The sequence below is a fragment of the Streptomyces sp. NPDC055078 genome (genome assembly GCF_053607985.1).
In genome coordinates this window covers 1-16,568 of the sequence record NZ_JBSGUP010000112.1, presented here as the reverse complement: position 1 = coordinate 16,568, position 16,568 = coordinate 1, and the positions used below count along the sequence as shown (strand labels likewise).

General features: G+C 73.6%; 12 protein-coding genes. 7 read left to right on the top strand and 5 right to left on the bottom strand.

What is annotated here, in order from left to right:
• Positions 1-3,688 (bottom strand): type I polyketide synthase (locus ACWF94_RS12765; protein WP_453487370.1); only part of this gene is annotated, 3,688 nt, incomplete at its 3' end.
• A gap of 256 nt (positions 3,689-3,944) precedes the next feature.
• Here ACWF94_RS12765 and ACWF94_RS12760 point away from each other — a divergent pair.
• Together ACWF94_RS12760 and ACWF94_RS12755 are read left to right on the top strand one after the other, a co-directional pair.
• Positions 3,945-4,973 carry a ketoacyl-ACP synthase III family protein gene (locus ACWF94_RS12760; protein ID WP_453487369.1) on the top strand — a complete coding sequence of 343 codons (1,029 nt, stop codon included), beginning with the start codon at positions 3,945-3,947 and terminating at the stop codon, positions 4,971-4,973.
• Positions 4,974-5,020: 47 nt separating this feature from the next.
• Positions 5,021-5,632: a YczE/YyaS/YitT family protein gene (locus ACWF94_RS12755; protein ID WP_453487368.1), complete on the top strand. Its 612-nt coding sequence runs from the start codon at positions 5,021-5,023 to the stop codon at positions 5,630-5,632.
• A gap of 3 nt (positions 5,633-5,635) precedes the next feature.
• On the opposite strand, the gene ACWF94_RS12750 is transcribed toward ACWF94_RS12755, so the two are convergent.
• Genes ACWF94_RS12750 through ACWF94_RS12735 form a run of 4 tightly spaced genes read right to left on the bottom strand, consistent with a single transcriptional unit; the run spans position 5,636 to position 9,458 of the window.
• Complete coding sequence (locus ACWF94_RS12750; RefSeq protein ID WP_453487367.1) at positions 5,636-6,418, bottom strand: thioesterase II family protein; 783 nt, start codon at positions 6,416-6,418, stop codon at positions 5,636-5,638.
• The gene (locus ACWF94_RS12745) at positions 6,408-7,367 is read right to left on the bottom strand and encodes a class I SAM-dependent methyltransferase (RefSeq protein WP_453487366.1); all 960 of its coding nucleotides are present in this window, start codon (positions 7,365-7,367) and stop codon (positions 6,408-6,410) included. The genes ACWF94_RS12750 and ACWF94_RS12745 overlap by 11 nt, the downstream gene beginning before the upstream one ends.
• Before the next feature lie 36 nt (positions 7,368-7,403).
• Complete coding sequence (locus tag ACWF94_RS12740; protein WP_453487365.1) at positions 7,404-8,204, bottom strand: SAM-dependent methyltransferase; 801 nt, start codon at positions 8,202-8,204, stop codon at positions 7,404-7,406.
• A 60-nt stretch (positions 8,205-8,264) separates the two neighbouring features.
• Positions 8,265-9,458: a cytochrome P450 gene (locus tag ACWF94_RS12735; protein WP_453487364.1), complete on the bottom strand. Its 1,194-nt coding sequence runs from the start codon at positions 9,456-9,458 to the stop codon at positions 8,265-8,267.
• A 439-nt stretch (positions 9,459-9,897) separates the two neighbouring features.
• On the opposite strand from ACWF94_RS12735, the gene ACWF94_RS12730 reads away from it, so the two are divergent.
• From ACWF94_RS12730 to ACWF94_RS12710, 5 genes are all read left to right on the top strand, one after another.
• Entirely contained in the window at positions 9,898-11,457 is a 1,560-nt protein-coding gene (locus tag ACWF94_RS12730) for an ABC transporter substrate-binding protein (protein ID WP_453487363.1), read from the top strand.
• On the top strand, positions 11,454-12,431 hold the full coding sequence (locus ACWF94_RS12725; RefSeq protein ID WP_453487362.1) for an ABC transporter permease: 978 nt from the start codon (positions 11,454-11,456) through the stop codon (positions 12,429-12,431). The genes ACWF94_RS12730 and ACWF94_RS12725 overlap by 4 nt, the downstream gene beginning before the upstream one ends.
• Positions 12,428-13,249 (top strand): ABC transporter permease, encoded by an 822-nt coding sequence (locus ACWF94_RS12720; RefSeq protein ID WP_453487361.1) that lies wholly within the window; start codon positions 12,428-12,430, stop codon positions 13,247-13,249. The genes ACWF94_RS12725 and ACWF94_RS12720 overlap by 4 nt, the downstream gene beginning before the upstream one ends.
• Positions 13,246-15,165 carry an ABC transporter ATP-binding protein gene (locus ACWF94_RS12715; RefSeq protein ID WP_453487360.1) on the top strand — a complete coding sequence of 640 codons (1,920 nt, stop codon included), beginning with the start codon at positions 13,246-13,248 and terminating at the stop codon, positions 15,163-15,165. The genes ACWF94_RS12720 and ACWF94_RS12715 overlap by 4 nt, the downstream gene beginning before the upstream one ends.
• Before the next feature lie 178 nt (positions 15,166-15,343).
• Positions 15,344-16,531 (top strand): cytochrome P450, encoded by a 1,188-nt coding sequence (locus ACWF94_RS12710; RefSeq protein WP_453487359.1) that lies wholly within the window; start codon positions 15,344-15,346, stop codon positions 16,529-16,531.
• Positions 16,532-16,568: the final 37 nt, after the last annotated feature.

Sequence of the window (16,568 nt, the reverse complement as noted above, 5' to 3'; positions counted from 1 at the left end):
GGTCACGCAGCGGGCCGCCGCCCCCGAGCAGGGTGACACGGCGGACCGGTGTCTGCTGGCCTCGCCCGGCCGCGCGCCAGGTGGTCAGATAGGTGAGTTCCGAGGGGTCCGCGGTCCGTGCCGCCCGGCCGTCCATCGCCGCGTACCCCACGCCGGAGAGGGTGGCGACGGTACGGCCCGACTCGTCCTGGACGAGCGCGTCCACCCGGGGGCCGCTCTCCGTGGCACGCAGCCGGAGCCGGACGGCGGGCCGGGCCGGGGGCCGACCCCGTACCGTGAGCGCGCCCACCGTGGCGACCATCCGCAGTTCCCCCGGCTCCGGCAGCAGGGAGGGGGCGACGGAGAGGACGGCGTCGAGAACCGGCGCCCAGCTGACGCGCTCGGCGGGCGGGATCTCGATATCGGCCGCGAGTTCGCCGCCGCCGCGCCGCAGGCCGTCGATCCGCCACGGGTAGGCCATCGTCGGCACGCCCGCCGCGGCGAGTCCCTCGAAGACGGTCTCCGGCGGAACGGGCGCAAGATCCCGGCCGGCGGGGAACGGCGCTCCCGGTGGCGGCCCATCGGCGCTCCCGGCGGCGGCCGTCGCGTGCGACTGCCACGGGCCGTCCGGCGGCACGTCCGGCCCGGCGGCCCGGTACGCGATCCGCAGTACGCCGTCGGTGTGTGTCACCTGTACGTCGCGGGCGGCACCGACCCGCAGCGGCAGCCGCAGCTCCACATCGGTGAGCACCCGCTCGGACGCACGGTCGTCGGCGCCGTCCCGGCCGGGGCCGCTCCGGTCCGCGCTGTCACGCTCGGGGCCGCCCCCGTCCGCGGCGTCGAGCAGCGTCCGCAGCAGTACGGAGGCAGGCATGATCTCCACACCGTGGATGGTGTGGTTCCCCGGATACGGCCGGTTCTCGCCGGTCAGGGTGGTGTTCCAGACCTCCGAGGCGACCGGGCCCCCGATGGACAGCCGGGGACCGAGCAGGCAGTGGCCGCCGGAGTCGTGCCGGGCCGACCCGGCCGACGCGCCGGGTTCCGGTTCCCGCCAGTGCCGGAGGCGCTGCCAGGCCATCGGCGGCAGGGTCACCAGACCGGCCGTGGGCTGAAGCCTGGCCCAGTCGACCGGGACACCCGCGCAGTGGAGTCCGCCGAGATGGCCGAGCAGGGTGGCGCGTTCGGGCCGGCCGCGCAGCAGCGTGGGAAGCACGGTGCCGTCGACCCCGTCGGCCCGCAGCACCTCGCCGACGGAGTGGGCGACCACGGGGTGCGACGACACTTCGAGGAACACCCGGTGCCCGGCCCCGGCCGCCGCCCGCACCGCAGGCGTGAACAGCACCGGGTTGCGCAGATTCGCGGCCCAGTACGCCCCGTCGCGCGGGACGTCTGCCTGCGGGTCGGACAGGGCCGTGGTGTACAGAGGCACCGCAGGCGGTGCCGGGCGCAGCGGGCCGGCCGCCGCGGCCATCTCGTCGAGCAGCGGGTCCATCTGGGCACTGTGGAAGGCGACATCGGCGGCGACCGGCCGCACCACGACACCGGCGGAGGTCAGCTCGGCGGTGATTTCCCGTACCGCTTCGGGGCTCCCGGAGACGACCGAGGAGACGGGCGAGGCGTCGATGGCCGCCACCACCCCCGGCCGGGCCGCGAGCCGCCGCGCCGTCTCCGCGAAGGGCAGGGCCACCATGGCCATGGCGCCCTGTCCGGCCACCCGGCGCAGTAGCCTGCTCCGCCCGCACACCAGACGGGCCCCGTCCTCGCGGCTCAGCACCCCGGCGGTGACCGCGGCGGCGATCTCCCCGACCGAGTGCCCGATCACGGCCGCCGGCCGCAGCCCGTACGACGTCCAGACCGCGGCCAGGGCCACCTGTACGGCATAGGTCAGCGTCTGGACCCGGTCGACGCGGGTGAGGTCGTCGCCCTCGATCAGCTCACGGGGGGTGCAGCCGATCCCCTGCCCGAACGGCACGGCCAGTTCGTCGATCACCGCGGCGAACACCGCGTCCCCGGCGAGCAGTTCGCGGCCCATACCGGCCCACTGCGCGCCATGTCCGGAAAACACCCACACCGCACCCCGCCCGGCGCCCGGCAGCACCGGACCGGCCGTCAGCTCCGGGACGTCGTCGCCCGCGGCGCAGTGCCGGAGCCCGGCGACGAGGGCCGTCCGGTCGGCGGCGACGATCGCGGCCCGGTGGTCCAGATGGCTGCGGCGGAGCGCCAGCGTGTGCCCGACCCCGGCCAGCGGCTCCCCGCGGCCCGGCCCCTCCAGCCAGTCGGCGAGCCGCCCGGCGCAGGCCCGCAGACCCTCGGGCGCGGCGGCCGACAGGGGGAACACGGCCCCGGCGTCCGGTGCCGGCGCGTCGGCGCCGGTCCCCGGGACGGCGGGCGCCCGCTCCAGGAGAACGTGGGCGATCGTGCCCCCGTAGCCGAAGCCGGAGACACCCGCCCGGGGCGGATGCGTGCCCCGGGGCCAGGGGAGTTGCTCCGAGACGAGCCGCAGCCCCGACGCGGCCCAGTCCACGGCCGGATCGGGTCCGGCGAACACCGGGGTCGGCGGGATGTGCCGGCGGCCCAGCGCCAGCACCGTCTTGATCACACCGATCACTCCGGCTCCCGCCTCCAGATGGCCCACATTGGCCTTCACCGAGCCGACCAGACAGGGCCGGCCGGGGGGACGCCCCGCCCCGTACACCCCCGCCAGCGCCCCGGCCTCGACCGGGTCGCCCGTCGGGGTGCCGGTGCCGTGGGCCTCCACATAGTCGACCGTGCCCGGCTCGATGTCCGCCGCCCGGCAGGCGCGCGCCAGCAGATGCCGCTGCGCCTCGCCCGACGGCGCCATGATCCCGTTGGTGCGGCCGTCCTGGTGGACGGCGCTGCCCAGCACCACCGCGAGCACCCGGTCACCGTCGCGCCGCGCGTCGGCCAGCCGCTTGAGCACCAGCACCCCGCACCCCTCACCGCGCCCGTAGCCGTCGGCGGCGGCGTCGAACGGTTTGCACCGGCCGTCGGGCGACGTCGCTCCGGCGGCGTCGAGCGAGGCGGTCATCCCGGGGGCGATGACGAGATTCACACCGCCCGCCAGCGCGAGGTCCCCCTCCCGCCGCCGCAGGCTCTGGCACGCCAGATGGACGGCGGCCAGGGAGGACGAACAAGCGGTGTCGAGGGCGATACTGGGGCCCCGGAGATCCAGCGCGTACGACACGCGGTTGGCGGCGGCGCAGTACGCGGCCCCGATCGCCGTCCACGCCTCCACCCGGGGCAGGTCCTCCAGCAGCCGCCGCCCGTAGTCGTCGCTGCCGATACCGGTGAACACCCCCGTGTCCGAACCGGCGAGCGTGTGCGGCGGCACCCCCGCGTCCTCCAGGGCCTGCCAGCTCACCTCGAGCAGCAGCCGGTGCTGCGGGTCCATCAGCTCGGCCTCACGGGGCGAGAGCCCGAAGAACTCGGCGTCGAAGTCCCCGACGTCCGCCAGGAACGACCCGGAACCGGTCGTCCGCCGCAGCAGCCCGGCGAGCCCCGGCCCCGACTCGCGGTAGGCCCGCCACCGCTCCTCGGGGATCGGACCCGTCGTGTGCCCCCCGGCGCACAGGAGTTCCCAGAGACCGTCGGGGGTGTCGATGCCGCCCGGCAGCCGACAGCCCATGCCGATCACCGCGACCGGCTCCTCGCCGGTGCGCCGCCCGTTGTCTCCTCGGGAGTCTTCCATCGCGAACCCTTCCCCTCCTGGACCGTGCTCGTCGGCGGTGGACGCGCGTACCCGCGTGCCGAGCCTGTCGCACCGCCCCGGTGGCGGCCCCGGAGCCCGCCCCAGCCCCGACCCCAGGAGGGCGGCGCCGCACCGGCGGCCGGTGCGCGTTCTGGGGTCTTCACGGGGGCGGGCAGTGCCCGTGCGTACCCAGACTCGGGCGCAGGGCGGGCCGTGTCCGCAGGTGCCCGGTCCGCGACCGAGGATGGTGCAGTGTATGGAGACACCGGGACTATTCCTGACCGGGTTCGGCAGCTACTTCCCGGAGCGGCGGCTCAGCGTCGGCGACGCGATAGCGCAGGGGCTGTGCGACCGGGAGACCCTGGAGTTCGGCTGGCACGGCGCGTACATCGCCGGTGACATGCCGGCCCCCGAAATGGCCGTGTTCGCGGCGAACGAGGCGCTCGCGCGGTCGGGCCATGAGCCGCGGGACATCGACGTCCTGCTCTACGCCTTCGCGCACCACCAGGGTCCTGACGGCTGGTGCCCGCCGCAGTACGTCCAGCGGCACACGGTCGGACACCGCGCGCTGGCCCTCGGCGTCGGCCCCAGCTGCAACGCCATGATGCTGGGCTTCGAGGTGGCCGCGAACTTCCTGCTGGCCGCGCCCGGCCGGGCGGCGGCACTGGTGGCCACCGCCGACAACTTCGGGACACCCGTGTTCGACCGCTGGCGCTCGAACCGTGCCATGGTCACCAGCGACGTGGCGTCCGCGGTCGTCGTCTCGCGCCGCCCCGGCTTCGCCCGGCTGCTGTCCGTGGGCTCCGTCAGCCGCCCCGACCTGGAGGAACTGAGCCGGGGCGACGAGCCCCTCTTCCCGCCGAGCTGCACCACGGGCCGCATGATGGACTTCGAGGCCAGATTCGCCAGTTACGAGGGGGACCTGCTGGCCCTCGCCACCCGGACCGTCGGCGAGGTGTACGGCGAGGCCATGGACCGGGTACTGGCCGAAGCGGGCATCGCGAAGGCGGACATCACCCGGGTCGTCCACCAGATAGCCGGCGCCGAGCAGCATCTGAAGCTCCAGCTCGCGCCGCTCGGCTTCACCCTGGAGCACGGGCTGCTGGAGTTCGGCCAGGAACTCGGCCGTACCGGCGCCAGCGACCAGCTCCTCGAACTGATCCACCTCCTCACCACCGGCGCGGTCGGCCCCGGGGACCATGTGCTGTTCCTCGGCGGCGGCCCCGGGCTGGTCGTCACCTGCGCCGTGGTGGAGATCCTGGAACGGCCGGTCTGGTGCGGCTGAACCGGGTGTACCGCCGGGTCCGCACCGGCGGACGCGATCGTGCCGACGTGATCGCGAAGTACCTGGCCGGATGCGGGTGTTTCTCCCTCGGCGCGTACCTCTTCATCGTGTCGGAACTGGGCACCGACCCGCTGGACGTGTTCGCGCTGGGGCTCGCCCGGCACATACCGGTGACCATCGGACTCGCCCAGTTCGGGGTGGCGCTGCTCTGCGTGGCCGCCGTCGCCCTGTGGACCCGGCGCCGCCCCCTCCTCTCGCCCGTCCTGACCTTCTTCCTCTGCGGCAGCCTCATCGACCTCCAACTGTGGTCACAGTGGGCGCACCGGCTGCCGGCGCCCGGCTACGTCACCCTGGTGACGGCGACCCTCTGCTGCGCCTACGGGTCGGCACTGATCATCATGAGCGGCCTGGGCATCCGCGCGATGGACCTGGTGGCGATCCAGGCCCTCCGGAGCTGGGGTCTGCCCTTCTGGGCAGGCAAGGGCGCGCTGGAGGGGGTGCTGCTCCTCGCCGGATATCTGATGGGCGGGCCCGTCGGCGTCGGTACCGTGTTCTTCCTCGTCGGTGTGGACCTGCTCATCCAGCCGATGATCCGGCTGAACGAGCGGTCGCTGCGGATCGCGAACCACGGCATGCCGGAACCGGCGTCCTCCTCCTGACCGTCACGGAACGAGTGTGGACACGAGGTCGCCGGACAGCAGCCGCAGGAGCCGGGCCCGCGCCGTGTGCGGGAAGAAGTGGCCGCCGGGCAGCAGGCGCACCGTGCTGCCGCCGGTGGTCAGCTCCCCCCAGGCGGTCAGTGCACCGGCCCGGGTCTCGGTGTCGTCGACGCCGCCGTAGACGGAGACCGGGCAGCCGAGCGGCCGGCCCGCCCGGAACCGGTAGGTCTCCAGCATCGTGACGTCGGCGCGCAGCACCGGCAGGAACAGCCGCCGCATCTCCGGGTCGTCGAGCACCTCTTTCGGCACGGCGCGGTAGCGGCGGTGCAGGGTCTCCAGGAACGCGTCGTCGGGAAGCCGGTGGACGGCGCTCGTGTGGTGCCCCGACTGGGGCGCGGCACGGCCCGATACGGCGAGCAGGGACGCGCGCAGACCCCAGCGGGCCTCCAGGGCACGGACCGTCTCCAGGGCGATGAAGGCGCCCAGACTGTGCCCGAAGACCGCGAACGGCCCCTGGAGCCGGGCCGCGAGAGCCTCGGCGGCATCGGCGGCCAGCGCTGTGAGATCGGTGGCCGCCGGCTCCCGCATCCGGGAGTCACGGCCGGGCAGACGCAGCGTCCACTGCTCCACCCCCGGCGGCAGCAGCGCGCTCCAGCCGTGGAACGCGGCGGCGCCGCCCCCGGCATAGGGGACACACACCAGCCGCAGCCACACGTCCGGCAGCACTTCGGGCCGCAGCACCCACCGGTCGTACAGGGGTGGGCGGACAGCGGATTCAGCCGTCACCGGGCCGCCCCACCACCACACAGGAGAGGGTGTAGCCGCTGCGCCGGGCCCGCTCGGCGCTGTAGCCGGTCAGCGGAAACACATGGGTGCGCAGCGCGGTCACACCGCAGCCGGCCACGAAGCCGAAGAATTCCTCCGGTGTGCGCCACAGATAGATGTGGTCCGGGGCCGGGCTGTTGACCGGAACATTGAGGAAGATACGCCCGTCCGGCCGGGTCATCCGGCACAGTGAACGCAGGATCTCGGCAGGCTCCTCGACATGCTCAAGGAGTTCGCTGGCCACCACCAGGTCGAAGGGCTCGGTCACCCGGGGCGCACGGATGTCGTGCTGTTCGAGCCGTACGTCCGCCGCGCCGAGGCACTCCAGACTGCGGCGGGTGAACGCCACACTCACCTCGCTGATGTCCCAGCCGTTGAGGTCGGGGACCCGGTGCCGCGCCGCGAGGGCGAGCAGCAGCCCGTGCCCCGGGCCGGCCTCCAGGAGCCGGCCGCGCTGTCCGCGGCGGCGCAGGAACTCGGCGACGTAGACATCCATGACCCGGGCGTGGTTGTGCCAGAGCACCTGCGACAGCAGCAGTCCGCGCATATAGCGCGCCATGTACGAGCCGGACAGATATCCGGCGGCGTCGACCTCGGCGAAGGTGGCGTGCCGGTACCGCCCGTGCCGCCGGAAGAACTCCTCCTCCGCGAGGAAGGTCTCGCACATCCAGCGGTAGTCCGACACCGCACCGTCGAGATCGCCGCCCACCAGCCGGTGCACCAGCCGTGCCACCGACTCGCACGACCGCAGCCGGTCGGCGCTCTCGGCCCCGAAGCGGGTGGTGAGAAAGCCCCGGTGCTCCGGCCACAGCTCGACCACCCTGGACACGATGCCGGAGAGCGCGCCGCTGCCGGGCCCCGCCGCCGGGATGATCGTCCCGGCCGGTGTCCGGCCCGGCAAGGGCGTCATACGGGCGGCCTCCCTCCGCACCCGGACCGCGGTGACCTACGCCCGGACCGCGGTGACCAGCGCATAGCCGTACTCCGGGGGGACGGAGTCGGTCTCCATCGTCTGGTTGAACATCTCCTCGCCCATGATCTGGACCGCCTCGTCCCGGTGTTCCTCCAGCTTCGCCCGCATCTCCCGCCGGGAGCTGTCCGTGCCGCGGGTGCGGGCCGTCACATCCGTGATGTCCAGCGGAGTGAACCCGGTCCCTTCGAGCAGCCCCCGGTATGCGTCGAAGCCGATCGCGGTGATCATTCCCCGGTAGGCCAGCTCGCTCCCCGGCTGCTGGAACATGTCCGCGAGGACGAGCCGGGAGCCGGGCCGCAGGACCCGGGCGATCTCCCGCAGCACCTGGACCTTGTCGGGCATGTGCAGCAGCGACTCCACCGCCCAGGCGGCGTCGAACGAGGCGTCGTCGAAGGGCAGCGCCGCGGCGTCGGCGTACGCGAACCGCACCCGGTCCGCCAACTCCGCCCCGGCGGCCCGCTCGGTGGCCCGCCCCACCTGGTGCCGGCTGATCGACACCCCGACGACCCGCACCTCGTGGGCCCTCGCGAGCGTGATCGCCGGCTGCCCGACCCCACAGCCCACATCGAGCACCCGCTGGCCTGGGCGGGGGTCGAGCCGGCCGATCAGCTGCCGGGTGAGCTGTTCCGTCGCGGCCCCCAGCGTCGCCGGGTCCCGCTCGTCGTGCCAGTACCCGACGTGCAGATTGCCGTCCCAGATATCGGTGAACAGATCGGTAAACCGGTCGTAGTACTTGCCGATCTCGTCGGAACTGGCCTGTGGCGCCGATGCCATCGCCGTGATCCTTTCCATGTCGGTGTACGCGGTACGCGGATGTCCGGACTCGTACGGAGGTCAGCGCCCGGTGGGGGTTGGCAGGAGCACCGGCAGGCTCGCCAGGCCCACGACGAACGGGGGCACCGCGTGGGTGACCTCGCCGTCCGGGTCCAGCCGCACATCCGGATACCGCCGGAACAGGGTGTCGAGCAGGATGCGGGTCTGCAGCCGGCCGAGCGACGCCCCGATGCAGTGGTGGATGCCGTGGCCGAAGCCGAGATGGCGGTTCGGGCTGCGGTCGATGTCGAAGACCTCGGGGTGGCCGAACTGCCGCTCGTCCCGGTTGGCGGAGGCGAAGGACACCTGCACCATCTGCTTCTCGGGGATGGTCTGCCCGCCCAGCGACACCTCGGCCGTCGTCATCCTGAGGCCGATGGACAGAATCGTCCGGCACCGCAGCGACTCCTCCACAACGGCCGGCAGCAGGCCGCGGTCCTTGCGCACCCGGGCCATGGTCTCCGGATGGGCGTCCAGCAGCTGGACGGAGTGGGCGATCGCCATGGTCGTGGTGACATGACCGGCGTTGAACATCGCGTTCGCGAACTTGACGATGTCGTCCTCGGTCAGCCGCTCACCGTCGATCTCGGCGGTGGCCAGCATGCTCAGCATGTCGTCGCCCGGGTGCCTGCGGCGGGCGCGCAGCTGGGCGCGCAGATAGTCCAGCACCTCGGTGAACAGGCTCGACATGTCCGTACCGAACGACTCGTCCTCGAAGTCGGACCGGCCGAAGGACATCATCCGGCGGGTCCACCGCAGAAAGAGGTCCAGATCCTGCGCGGGCAGGTCCAGCAGGTCCAGGATCACCATCACGGGGAACGGGTAGGCGATGTCGTTCACGAGGTCCGCGCGGCCCGTCTCCGGGACCGATGCGATGAGATCGTGCGCGATCCGGGTGATCCGCGGCTCCAGCTCCGCCACCACACGGCCCGAGAACGCCTTTCCGATCAGGGCGCGCATCTGGTGGTGACGCGGCGGGTCGGTGTTGGGCAGACTCTCCAGCCCCGTCTCGCAGCCTGCCATCCTCGGCCACTCGGACGAGAACGTGGCCGGGTCCGCGAGGACCCGCGCGACATCGTCGTACCGGAAGACCTGCCACATCCCGGCCGACGGATCGAAGCGGACCGGGTGGCTCTCCCGCATCCGGCGCCACCACTCGTACACGGCCGGATCGTTGACCCCCGGCTGTGGACCGGGCGATGCTTCGTCGGTCATTCCCTCGACCCTTCTGGCGCTTGTCCCGGACTCACCGGCGGACCCGATGGACTACCAGGCTGGTCAGCGGGCGCACGCGGCACCCCAGGGGCATCACCGGCCCCGACCCCAGGCAACCGCGTGCGGCGGGCGGGACCCGCCCCGCTGGGGTGCGCCCCGGGGGCGTCACCGGTGCGGGCGGCGCCGGGCGCCCCGCAGACTCGGCCAGGCCGCGGACGCTGACGGGCAGTCCGGCGGGATCGGCGGGTGCTGTGTGACGCGGTGATGTGTGTTCCGTGAGTGGTGTGTTCCGTGAGTGGTGTGTGATGCGGTGATGTGTGTTCCTCGGGTGCTGTGTCATGCGGGTGCCGTGAGATCCGTGAGATCCGTGAGATCCGTGAGTGCTGTGAGATCCGTGAGTGCTGTGAGTTCCGTGAGTTCCGGGAGAAGAGGGGCACCCATGGGAACCAGTCGCAGGGGCTTTCTGCGGGCAGGCGCGCTCGCCGGTCTGGCGCTGCCCTTCGGCGCCGCGTGCGGCGGTGACGACGGCCGCACCACGGCCCGGCCCCGTGCCACCGGAACCGCGCCCCGCCGCGGCGGCCGGCTGCGCGCGGCGCTCACCGGCAGCGGATCCGCCGAGAGCCTGCACCCCCTCACCGGGGCCAGCCCCGTCGACTTCGCGCGGAACCGGGCCGTCTACGACCCGCTGTTCACCGAGATCGACGGCAGGACGGCGCCCCGGCTCGCCACCTCGGCGACAGTGGCACCGGACGGGAAGTCGTTCCGGCTCGCGCTGCGCGAGGGCGTGCGCTGGCACGACGGGAGCCCCTTCGGAGCGCGGGACGTCGTCTTCACGCTCCGCACGCTCGACGCGCCCGGATTCCCCTTCCCCAACGACGCCCTCACCTACATCGACGTACCGAGGATCAAGATCACCGGCGACCGCACCCTCACCCTGCCGCTGAAACGGCGGCTGGGAGATCCCGCGACACTGCTCGCCACCGCGCAGGTGTACATCATCAAGGACGGCACCCGCACCTTCGAGGCGGGGACGGCCCTCGGCACCGGGGCGTTCCGCGTCAGCGACTTCGAGCCGGGGCGTTCGGCGACGCTCAAGCGCTTCGACGACCACTGGGACGGCGCACCCCACCTGGACGAACTGGTCTTCCTCTCCCTCGCCGACCCCCAGGCCCGGGTGAGCGCGGTACGGGCCGGCCAGGCGGACTTCGCGGCCGACATCCCGTACACGGCGGCCGAGACACTCAAGGGCGGGGGCGCCCGCAGGCCGGACATGGTGGTGCACACGGCGGGAGCCGACGAGCGCACCGGCTACGGAGTGGTCCTCAACGCGACCAAAGCCCCGTTCTCCGACCCTCGCGCCCGGCTGGCCATGCGGCTCGCCGTGGACCGCGAGGAACTGGTGGAGACCATTCTGCTGGGCCACGGGGTACCGGGGAACGACCTGTACGGCGCGGGCTCGCCCTACTTCGAGGACCGCGAACCGCCCCGCCGCGATGTCGCACGGGCCCGCCGGCTGCTGCGGGACGCGGGCGCCGAGAACACGGACATCGTCATCCGCAGCGCCGAGACGGAGAACGGCGTCACCGCCTCGGTGACCGTACTCGCCCAGCAGCTCAAGGAAGCCGGGATCACCGTCCGGCCCGAGATCGTCACCCCGGCAGAATTCTCCGATCTGAAGGCGATGGCCCGGGCGGACGCCGTGACCCTCACCCTCGGCGCGTACCCCCTGCAGACCATCTACCCGCGGCTGGCGCTCGTGCCCTCGCTCACGCTGGACGACGCCGAGCTGAAGGCAGCGCTCGGCGACTCCTTCGCGGCGACCGGCGAAGCGGGCCGCGCCAGGGCCTGGCGGACCGCGCAGAACGTGATGCTCGACCGGGGCAACGCCGTGGTCTGGGGCAACGCCGACACCCTGAGCCTGGCACATCCCGATGTACGCGGGGCCCTGCCGTGGGGCGGCGCCAAGTACCCCTACCTGGGCAAGGCATGGCTCGCGTGAGCGCCCTTCACAGCGGCCGGACGCTGCTGCGGTACGTGGTGCGCCGGCTGTGCCTCAGCCTGGTGCTGCTGGTGCTGCTGAGTGTCGTCGTCTTCGCCGGTGTCGATGTCCTGCCCGGTGACGCGGTGTCCGGCCGCGCGGGCGGGGCGCTCACCCCCGAGCAGATCGCGGACATCCGGCAGCAACTCGGGCTGCGGCGGCCGCTGATCGAGCGGTACGGGCGCTGGGCCGGCGGCCTGCTCCACGGAGACCTGGGGACATCGCTGGTCAGCGGGCGGCCCGTGGGCTCCCTGATGGGCCGGCAGCTCGGGAACTCGGTGCTGCTGGCGCTGCTGACCGTGCTGGTCGCGGCCCCCCTGTCGCTCGTCCTGGGGATGTGGGCGGGGGCCCGGCGCGGCCGGCCCGCCGACCGGGTGGTGTCGGCGGCGGCGATCCTGCTCGTGGCGTTCCCCGAGTACGTCTTCGCCGGCGCGCTGGTGCTGATCTTCGCCATCGGACTGGACTGGCTGCCGGCCGTGTCGCTCGTCCCGCCGGGGGACAGCCCGCTCCAGCACCCCGACCTGCTCGTGCTCCCCGTACTGAGCCTGGTCCTGCTCTCCCTCGCGTACGCGGCGCGTGTCGTCAGGGCGGCCACGGCCGCGGCGCTGCGCGAACCGCACGTCGAGAGCGCCCGGCTCAACGGGCAGCGCGAGACGGTCCTGCTGCGCCGTGCCGTCCTGCCCGCCGTCCTGCCGGTCGCCGCGCAGATCTGGTGCGTCCTCGGGGTCGGTCTGGTCGGCGGCGCGATCCTGGTCGAGCGCGTCTTCGGCTATCCCGGCGTCGGGGAACTGCTCGTCAACTCGGTACGCGGGGGCGATCTGCCCGTCGCCCAGGCGCTCGCGATGGTGCTCGGGGCCGCCATGCTGGTCGCCCTGCTCGTCGCCGACCTCGTCGTCGTCCTGATGACACCCCGCCTGCGCACGGAGGCGGTATGAAGTCCGCACCCGGCCGGAGCGTCCCCGGTCTGCTCGCCGCGCTGGTGCTGTGCGCCGTCGGCGGCCTTGCCGTCGCCGGGCCATGGCTCGCGCCGTACGGTCCCGACGCGATGGTGGGACCGCCGTACACCGCACCGGGCGCCGTCGACGGTGCCTGGCTGGGCACCGACCAGCTTGGCCGGGACGTACTGTCCCGCGCGCTGCACGGCGGGCGCTCAGTGGTGCTGACCGGACTGCTGACCACGGCCCTGAGCTGTCTGCTCGGAGCCGTCTGGGGCATCACCGCCGCACTGCAGGCCACCCGTCGCCGCTGGGCCGACGCGCTGCTGAGCCGGCCGCTCGACGCGATCGCGGCGCTGCCGCCGATTCTGCTGCTGCTCGTTCTGCTCGCCGCGGCACCGGGGCGGCCGGCCGTGGTACTGGCCGTCGTCGTCGCCGGGCTTCCGCTGACCGCGCGGATGCTGCGCGCCGCGGCGCTGCAGATGGTGCAACGGGCCCATGTCGAGGCCGCGGTGGCGCGCGGCGAGCGGCTGCCGTGGCTCGTCGGCCGGGAGGTGCTGCCGCTGGTGGCGGGCCCCCTGCTGGCCGACGCCGGGCTGCGCTTCGTCCAGGCGGTGTATCTGATCGTCGCCGCGGGCTTCCTGGGCCTGGGCACCGGCGACAGCGACTGGGGGCTGATGATCACCGAGTCCCTGCCGGGCGCGGCTCTTCAGCCCTGGGCCCTCGCCGTGCCGATCGCGCTGGTCGCGACGCTGGCCACGGCCGTGAATGTGTTCTCCGACGAGTCGGCCAAACGGTTGCGGACGGTGGTGGCATGAACGACCCGACGGCCTCGGCGGCCCCGTCAGTTCCGACCTCCGTGGCATCCTCCGGACCTGCGGCGGCTCCTTCGGCTCCCTCGGCTCCCTCGCCTCTCCCGGCTCCTTCGGCCGCCGCCGGTCTGCTGTCCGTCGAGGGCCTGGTCGTTGCGGCCGGCGGCCGGACCGTACTGGACGAGGCGGCATTCGTGCTGCGGTCCGGGGAGTGCGTGGGCGTGTGCGGGGTGTCCGGCTCCGGCAAGACGACGCTGGGCATGGCCGTCCTCGGCCACCTACGCGACGGGATGCGCCGCGTCTCGGGACAGGTACGGGTGCGGGGCGAGCCGGTGTTCCCCGTACCGCCCCGACGGCTGCGCGGACATACCATCGGGTATGTGTCGCAGGACCCCGGCTCGGCGCTGAACCCGCACCGCAGAGTGGGGGCGATGCTGCGGGACGCCCTCGGTGACGGCGCTGTCGCGGCCGGTGCTTCCGCGTCGGGTGCCGAGGCGGCCGGTGCTCCCGCGCTGGATGCTGCGGCGGCCGGGGCTCCCGCCCCAGCCGTGACGACTGCCGGTGCTCCCGCCCCGGGCGCGGAGGTGACCAGGGCTCCCGGCCCCGCCGAACTCCTCGGCCAGGTCGGCCTGCCCGGTGACCCGGCGTTCGCGCGGCGCTTCCCGCATCAGCTTTCGGGCGGCCAGCGGCAGCGGGTCGCCCTCGCGCTGGCACTGGTCCGCAGCCCGTCGATGCTGGTGCTCGACGAGCCCACCACCGGGCTCGACGCCCTGAGCAAGGCCGAGGTGCTGGCCGAGCTGGGGCGGATCAACGCCACCGGGGTGGCGATGCTGTGGATCAGCCACGACCTCGCCGCACTGGCCGGCGCCGTCACCCGGCTCCTGGTGCTGGAGGCGGGCCGCACGGTCGCGGACGGTCCGGTGGAGGAGGTGCTCCGTGACCAGCGGTGGCCCGCCGCCGGGCGGCGCTCCACCGGACGACCCGTCACCGCGCCGCCCCCGGCGCCCCCGCCGACCGGTTCCGCACCGCAGTCCGGCGCGGGCGCGGGCGCGGGCTCCGGTTCCGGCTCCGGCTCCGGCTCCGGCTCGGGCTCCGGCTCCGCGCCGCGGCCGGCGCTCGCCGTGCGCGGACTCGTCGCCGGGTACGGCCACCGGCCGCCGACGCTGCGCGGGATCGGCCTCACCGTGTCACCGGGCGAGTGCGTCGCGGTGCTCGGAGTCTCCGGGGTGGGCAAGACGACGCTGGCCCGCTGTATCGCGGGGCTGCACCGGCCCGCGCAGGGGCGTACGGAGCTGGCGGGGGAGACCCTGGCGGCGGACGTACGCAGCCGCAGCCGCGGCCAGCGCGCCCGGATACAACTGGTCGCACAGGACCCGGCCGAGGCGCTGCACCCCAGCCAGTCGGTCGAAACGGCGATCGCCCGGCCGCTGCGCGTGCTGCGGGGACTGAGGGGTGCCGCGGCGGGCGACGAAGTACGGCGGCTGCTCGACGCCGTCCACCTGGAGCCCGCTCACGCCGGCAGGCTGCCGCGGGAGTTGTCGGGCGGTCAGCGGCAGCGGGTCGCGCTCGCACGGGCACTGGCCGCGCAGCCCGATGTGCTGATCTGCGACGAGGTGACCTCCGCGCTGGACACGGCGACCCAGGCCGCGATCCTGGCACTGCTCGGCGACCTGCGCCGCACCCGGGGTCTGGCCACCCTCGTCATCACCCACGACCTGGCCGTCGCCGGGTCCGTGGCCGACCGGCTGCTGGTGCTGTCCGGCGGCGAGATCGTGGAGTCGGGGACGGTGGAGGCCGTACTCCGGCAGCCGGTGAGCGAGATCGGGCGACGGCTGCGCCATGCCGTACCCCTCCTGCTGGACCAGCGGGAGCGGCGCCCTCCCGAACCGCCCGCCGGGCCGGTGGTCATCCGGAGGGAGTGATCCCGGCGTGTCCGCCCCGCCCGGCACCAGGTTCCGTCCCCCGCCCGGCGCCAGGTTCCGTCCCCGGCGCCACGTTCCGTGCTCAGCACCAGGTTCCGTACCCGGCACCACGTCCCGTGCTCAGCACCACGTCCCGTCCCGTCCATGCGGCCACCGGCCGCGGTCCCTGAGAGGGCTCATGTCCGAGTCGGAGATCACCGCCCGCCCGCCCTTCTGGGCCGATGGCGGAGAAGCGCTGCACGCCTGGTTCGACACCATGCGCGAGTCCCACCCGGTTCTGTGGGAGGAGGAGTCGGGGACCTGGCAGGTGTTCGGGTACGACGACGCGCTGACCGTGCTGTCGGACCCGGCCGCCTTCTCCAACGAGCGGCTGCGGCGGCTCATGCCCGCCAAGGACCTGGTCAAGGGGAACCTCGGCCTGATGGACCCGCCCCAGCACCGCCTCCACCACGAGCTGATCGGCCAGGCGTTCTCCCGGCGTGCCGTGGCCGGGCTGGCATCCGGCATCACAGCCGTGGCCGACCGGCTGCTCGATGTGGCGGTGGAGTCCGGTGAGTCGGACGTCGTCAGCGAGATCGCCGGCCCGCTCGCCCTGACCGTGATCGCCGACCTGATCGGATTCCCGCTCGCCGACCGGCCCGTGCTCAAGCGGTGCGCGGACGCGCAGACGGGTCTGGACGCGGGCAACCCCATCGACGGTGACTTCGTCCGGGCCCGTGAGGAGTCCCTCGCCGAGCTGCTCGACTATCTGCGCGGACACATCCTGCGGCGGCGCTCGGCCCCGCAGGACGATCTGACCAGCCGGCTGGCACTGGCGCAGACACAGGGGCGGGTGCTGCCCGACGACGTCATCGCGGACTTTCTGGTCACGCTGCTGATGGGGGGCATCCTCACCACCAGAGGGATGATGGGCAACACCGTCGTGAGCCTGCACGAACACCCCGGGATGCTGCCCGCGCTGGCCGCGGACCCCGCGCTGGTCCCGGCCGCGGTGGAGGAGGTGCTGCGCTTCAGGCCGTCGGCCCTCGGGACACTCCGGGTGAGCACCAGGGAAGTAGTGCTCGGCGGCCATTCCATTCCCGCCGATCAGCTCATCATGATCGCGATCCTGTCGGCGAACCGGGACCCCCGCCGGTTCCCCGGCCCCGGCCGGTTCGACCTGCGCCGCAGCCCGAACCGGCATCTGACGTTCTCCCACGGCATCCACTTCTGTCTGGGGGCGCAGCTCGCCCGGCTGGAGATCCAGATCCTGCTGCGGCGGCTGGTGGAACGGTGCCGCGAGGTGGGGATCACGGATCTCTCCTGGCTGCGCACGCAGGGGCTCACCTCGCCCGAACGGCTGGTGGCCTCGTTCCGGCCGAGGTAGCGCCCCCGCCCGCCCCGAGCGGTCGGGGCGGACGGGG

Coding starts and splice junctions, on each gene's coding strand:
- ACWF94_RS12760 (WP_453487369.1), top strand. CDS start 3,945: ATGGAGACACCGGGACTATTCCTGACCGGGTTCGGCAGCTACTTCCCG.
- ACWF94_RS12745 (WP_453487366.1), bottom strand. CDS start 7,367: ATGACGCCCTTGCCGGGCCGGACACCGGCCGGGACGATCATCCCGGCG.
- ACWF94_RS12740 (WP_453487365.1), bottom strand. CDS start 8,204: ATGGCATCGGCGCCACAGGCCAGTTCCGACGAGATCGGCAAGTACTAC.
- ACWF94_RS12735 (WP_453487364.1), bottom strand. CDS start 9,458: ATGACCGACGAAGCATCGCCCGGTCCACAGCCGGGGGTCAACGATCCG.
- ACWF94_RS12730 (WP_453487363.1), top strand. CDS start 9,898: ATGGGAACCAGTCGCAGGGGCTTTCTGCGGGCAGGCGCGCTCGCCGGT.
- ACWF94_RS12720 (WP_453487361.1), top strand. CDS start 12,428: ATGAAGTCCGCACCCGGCCGGAGCGTCCCCGGTCTGCTCGCCGCGCTG.
- ACWF94_RS12715 (WP_453487360.1), top strand. CDS start 13,246: ATGAACGACCCGACGGCCTCGGCGGCCCCGTCAGTTCCGACCTCCGTG.
- ACWF94_RS12710 (WP_453487359.1), top strand. CDS start 15,344: ATGTCCGAGTCGGAGATCACCGCCCGCCCGCCCTTCTGGGCCGATGGC.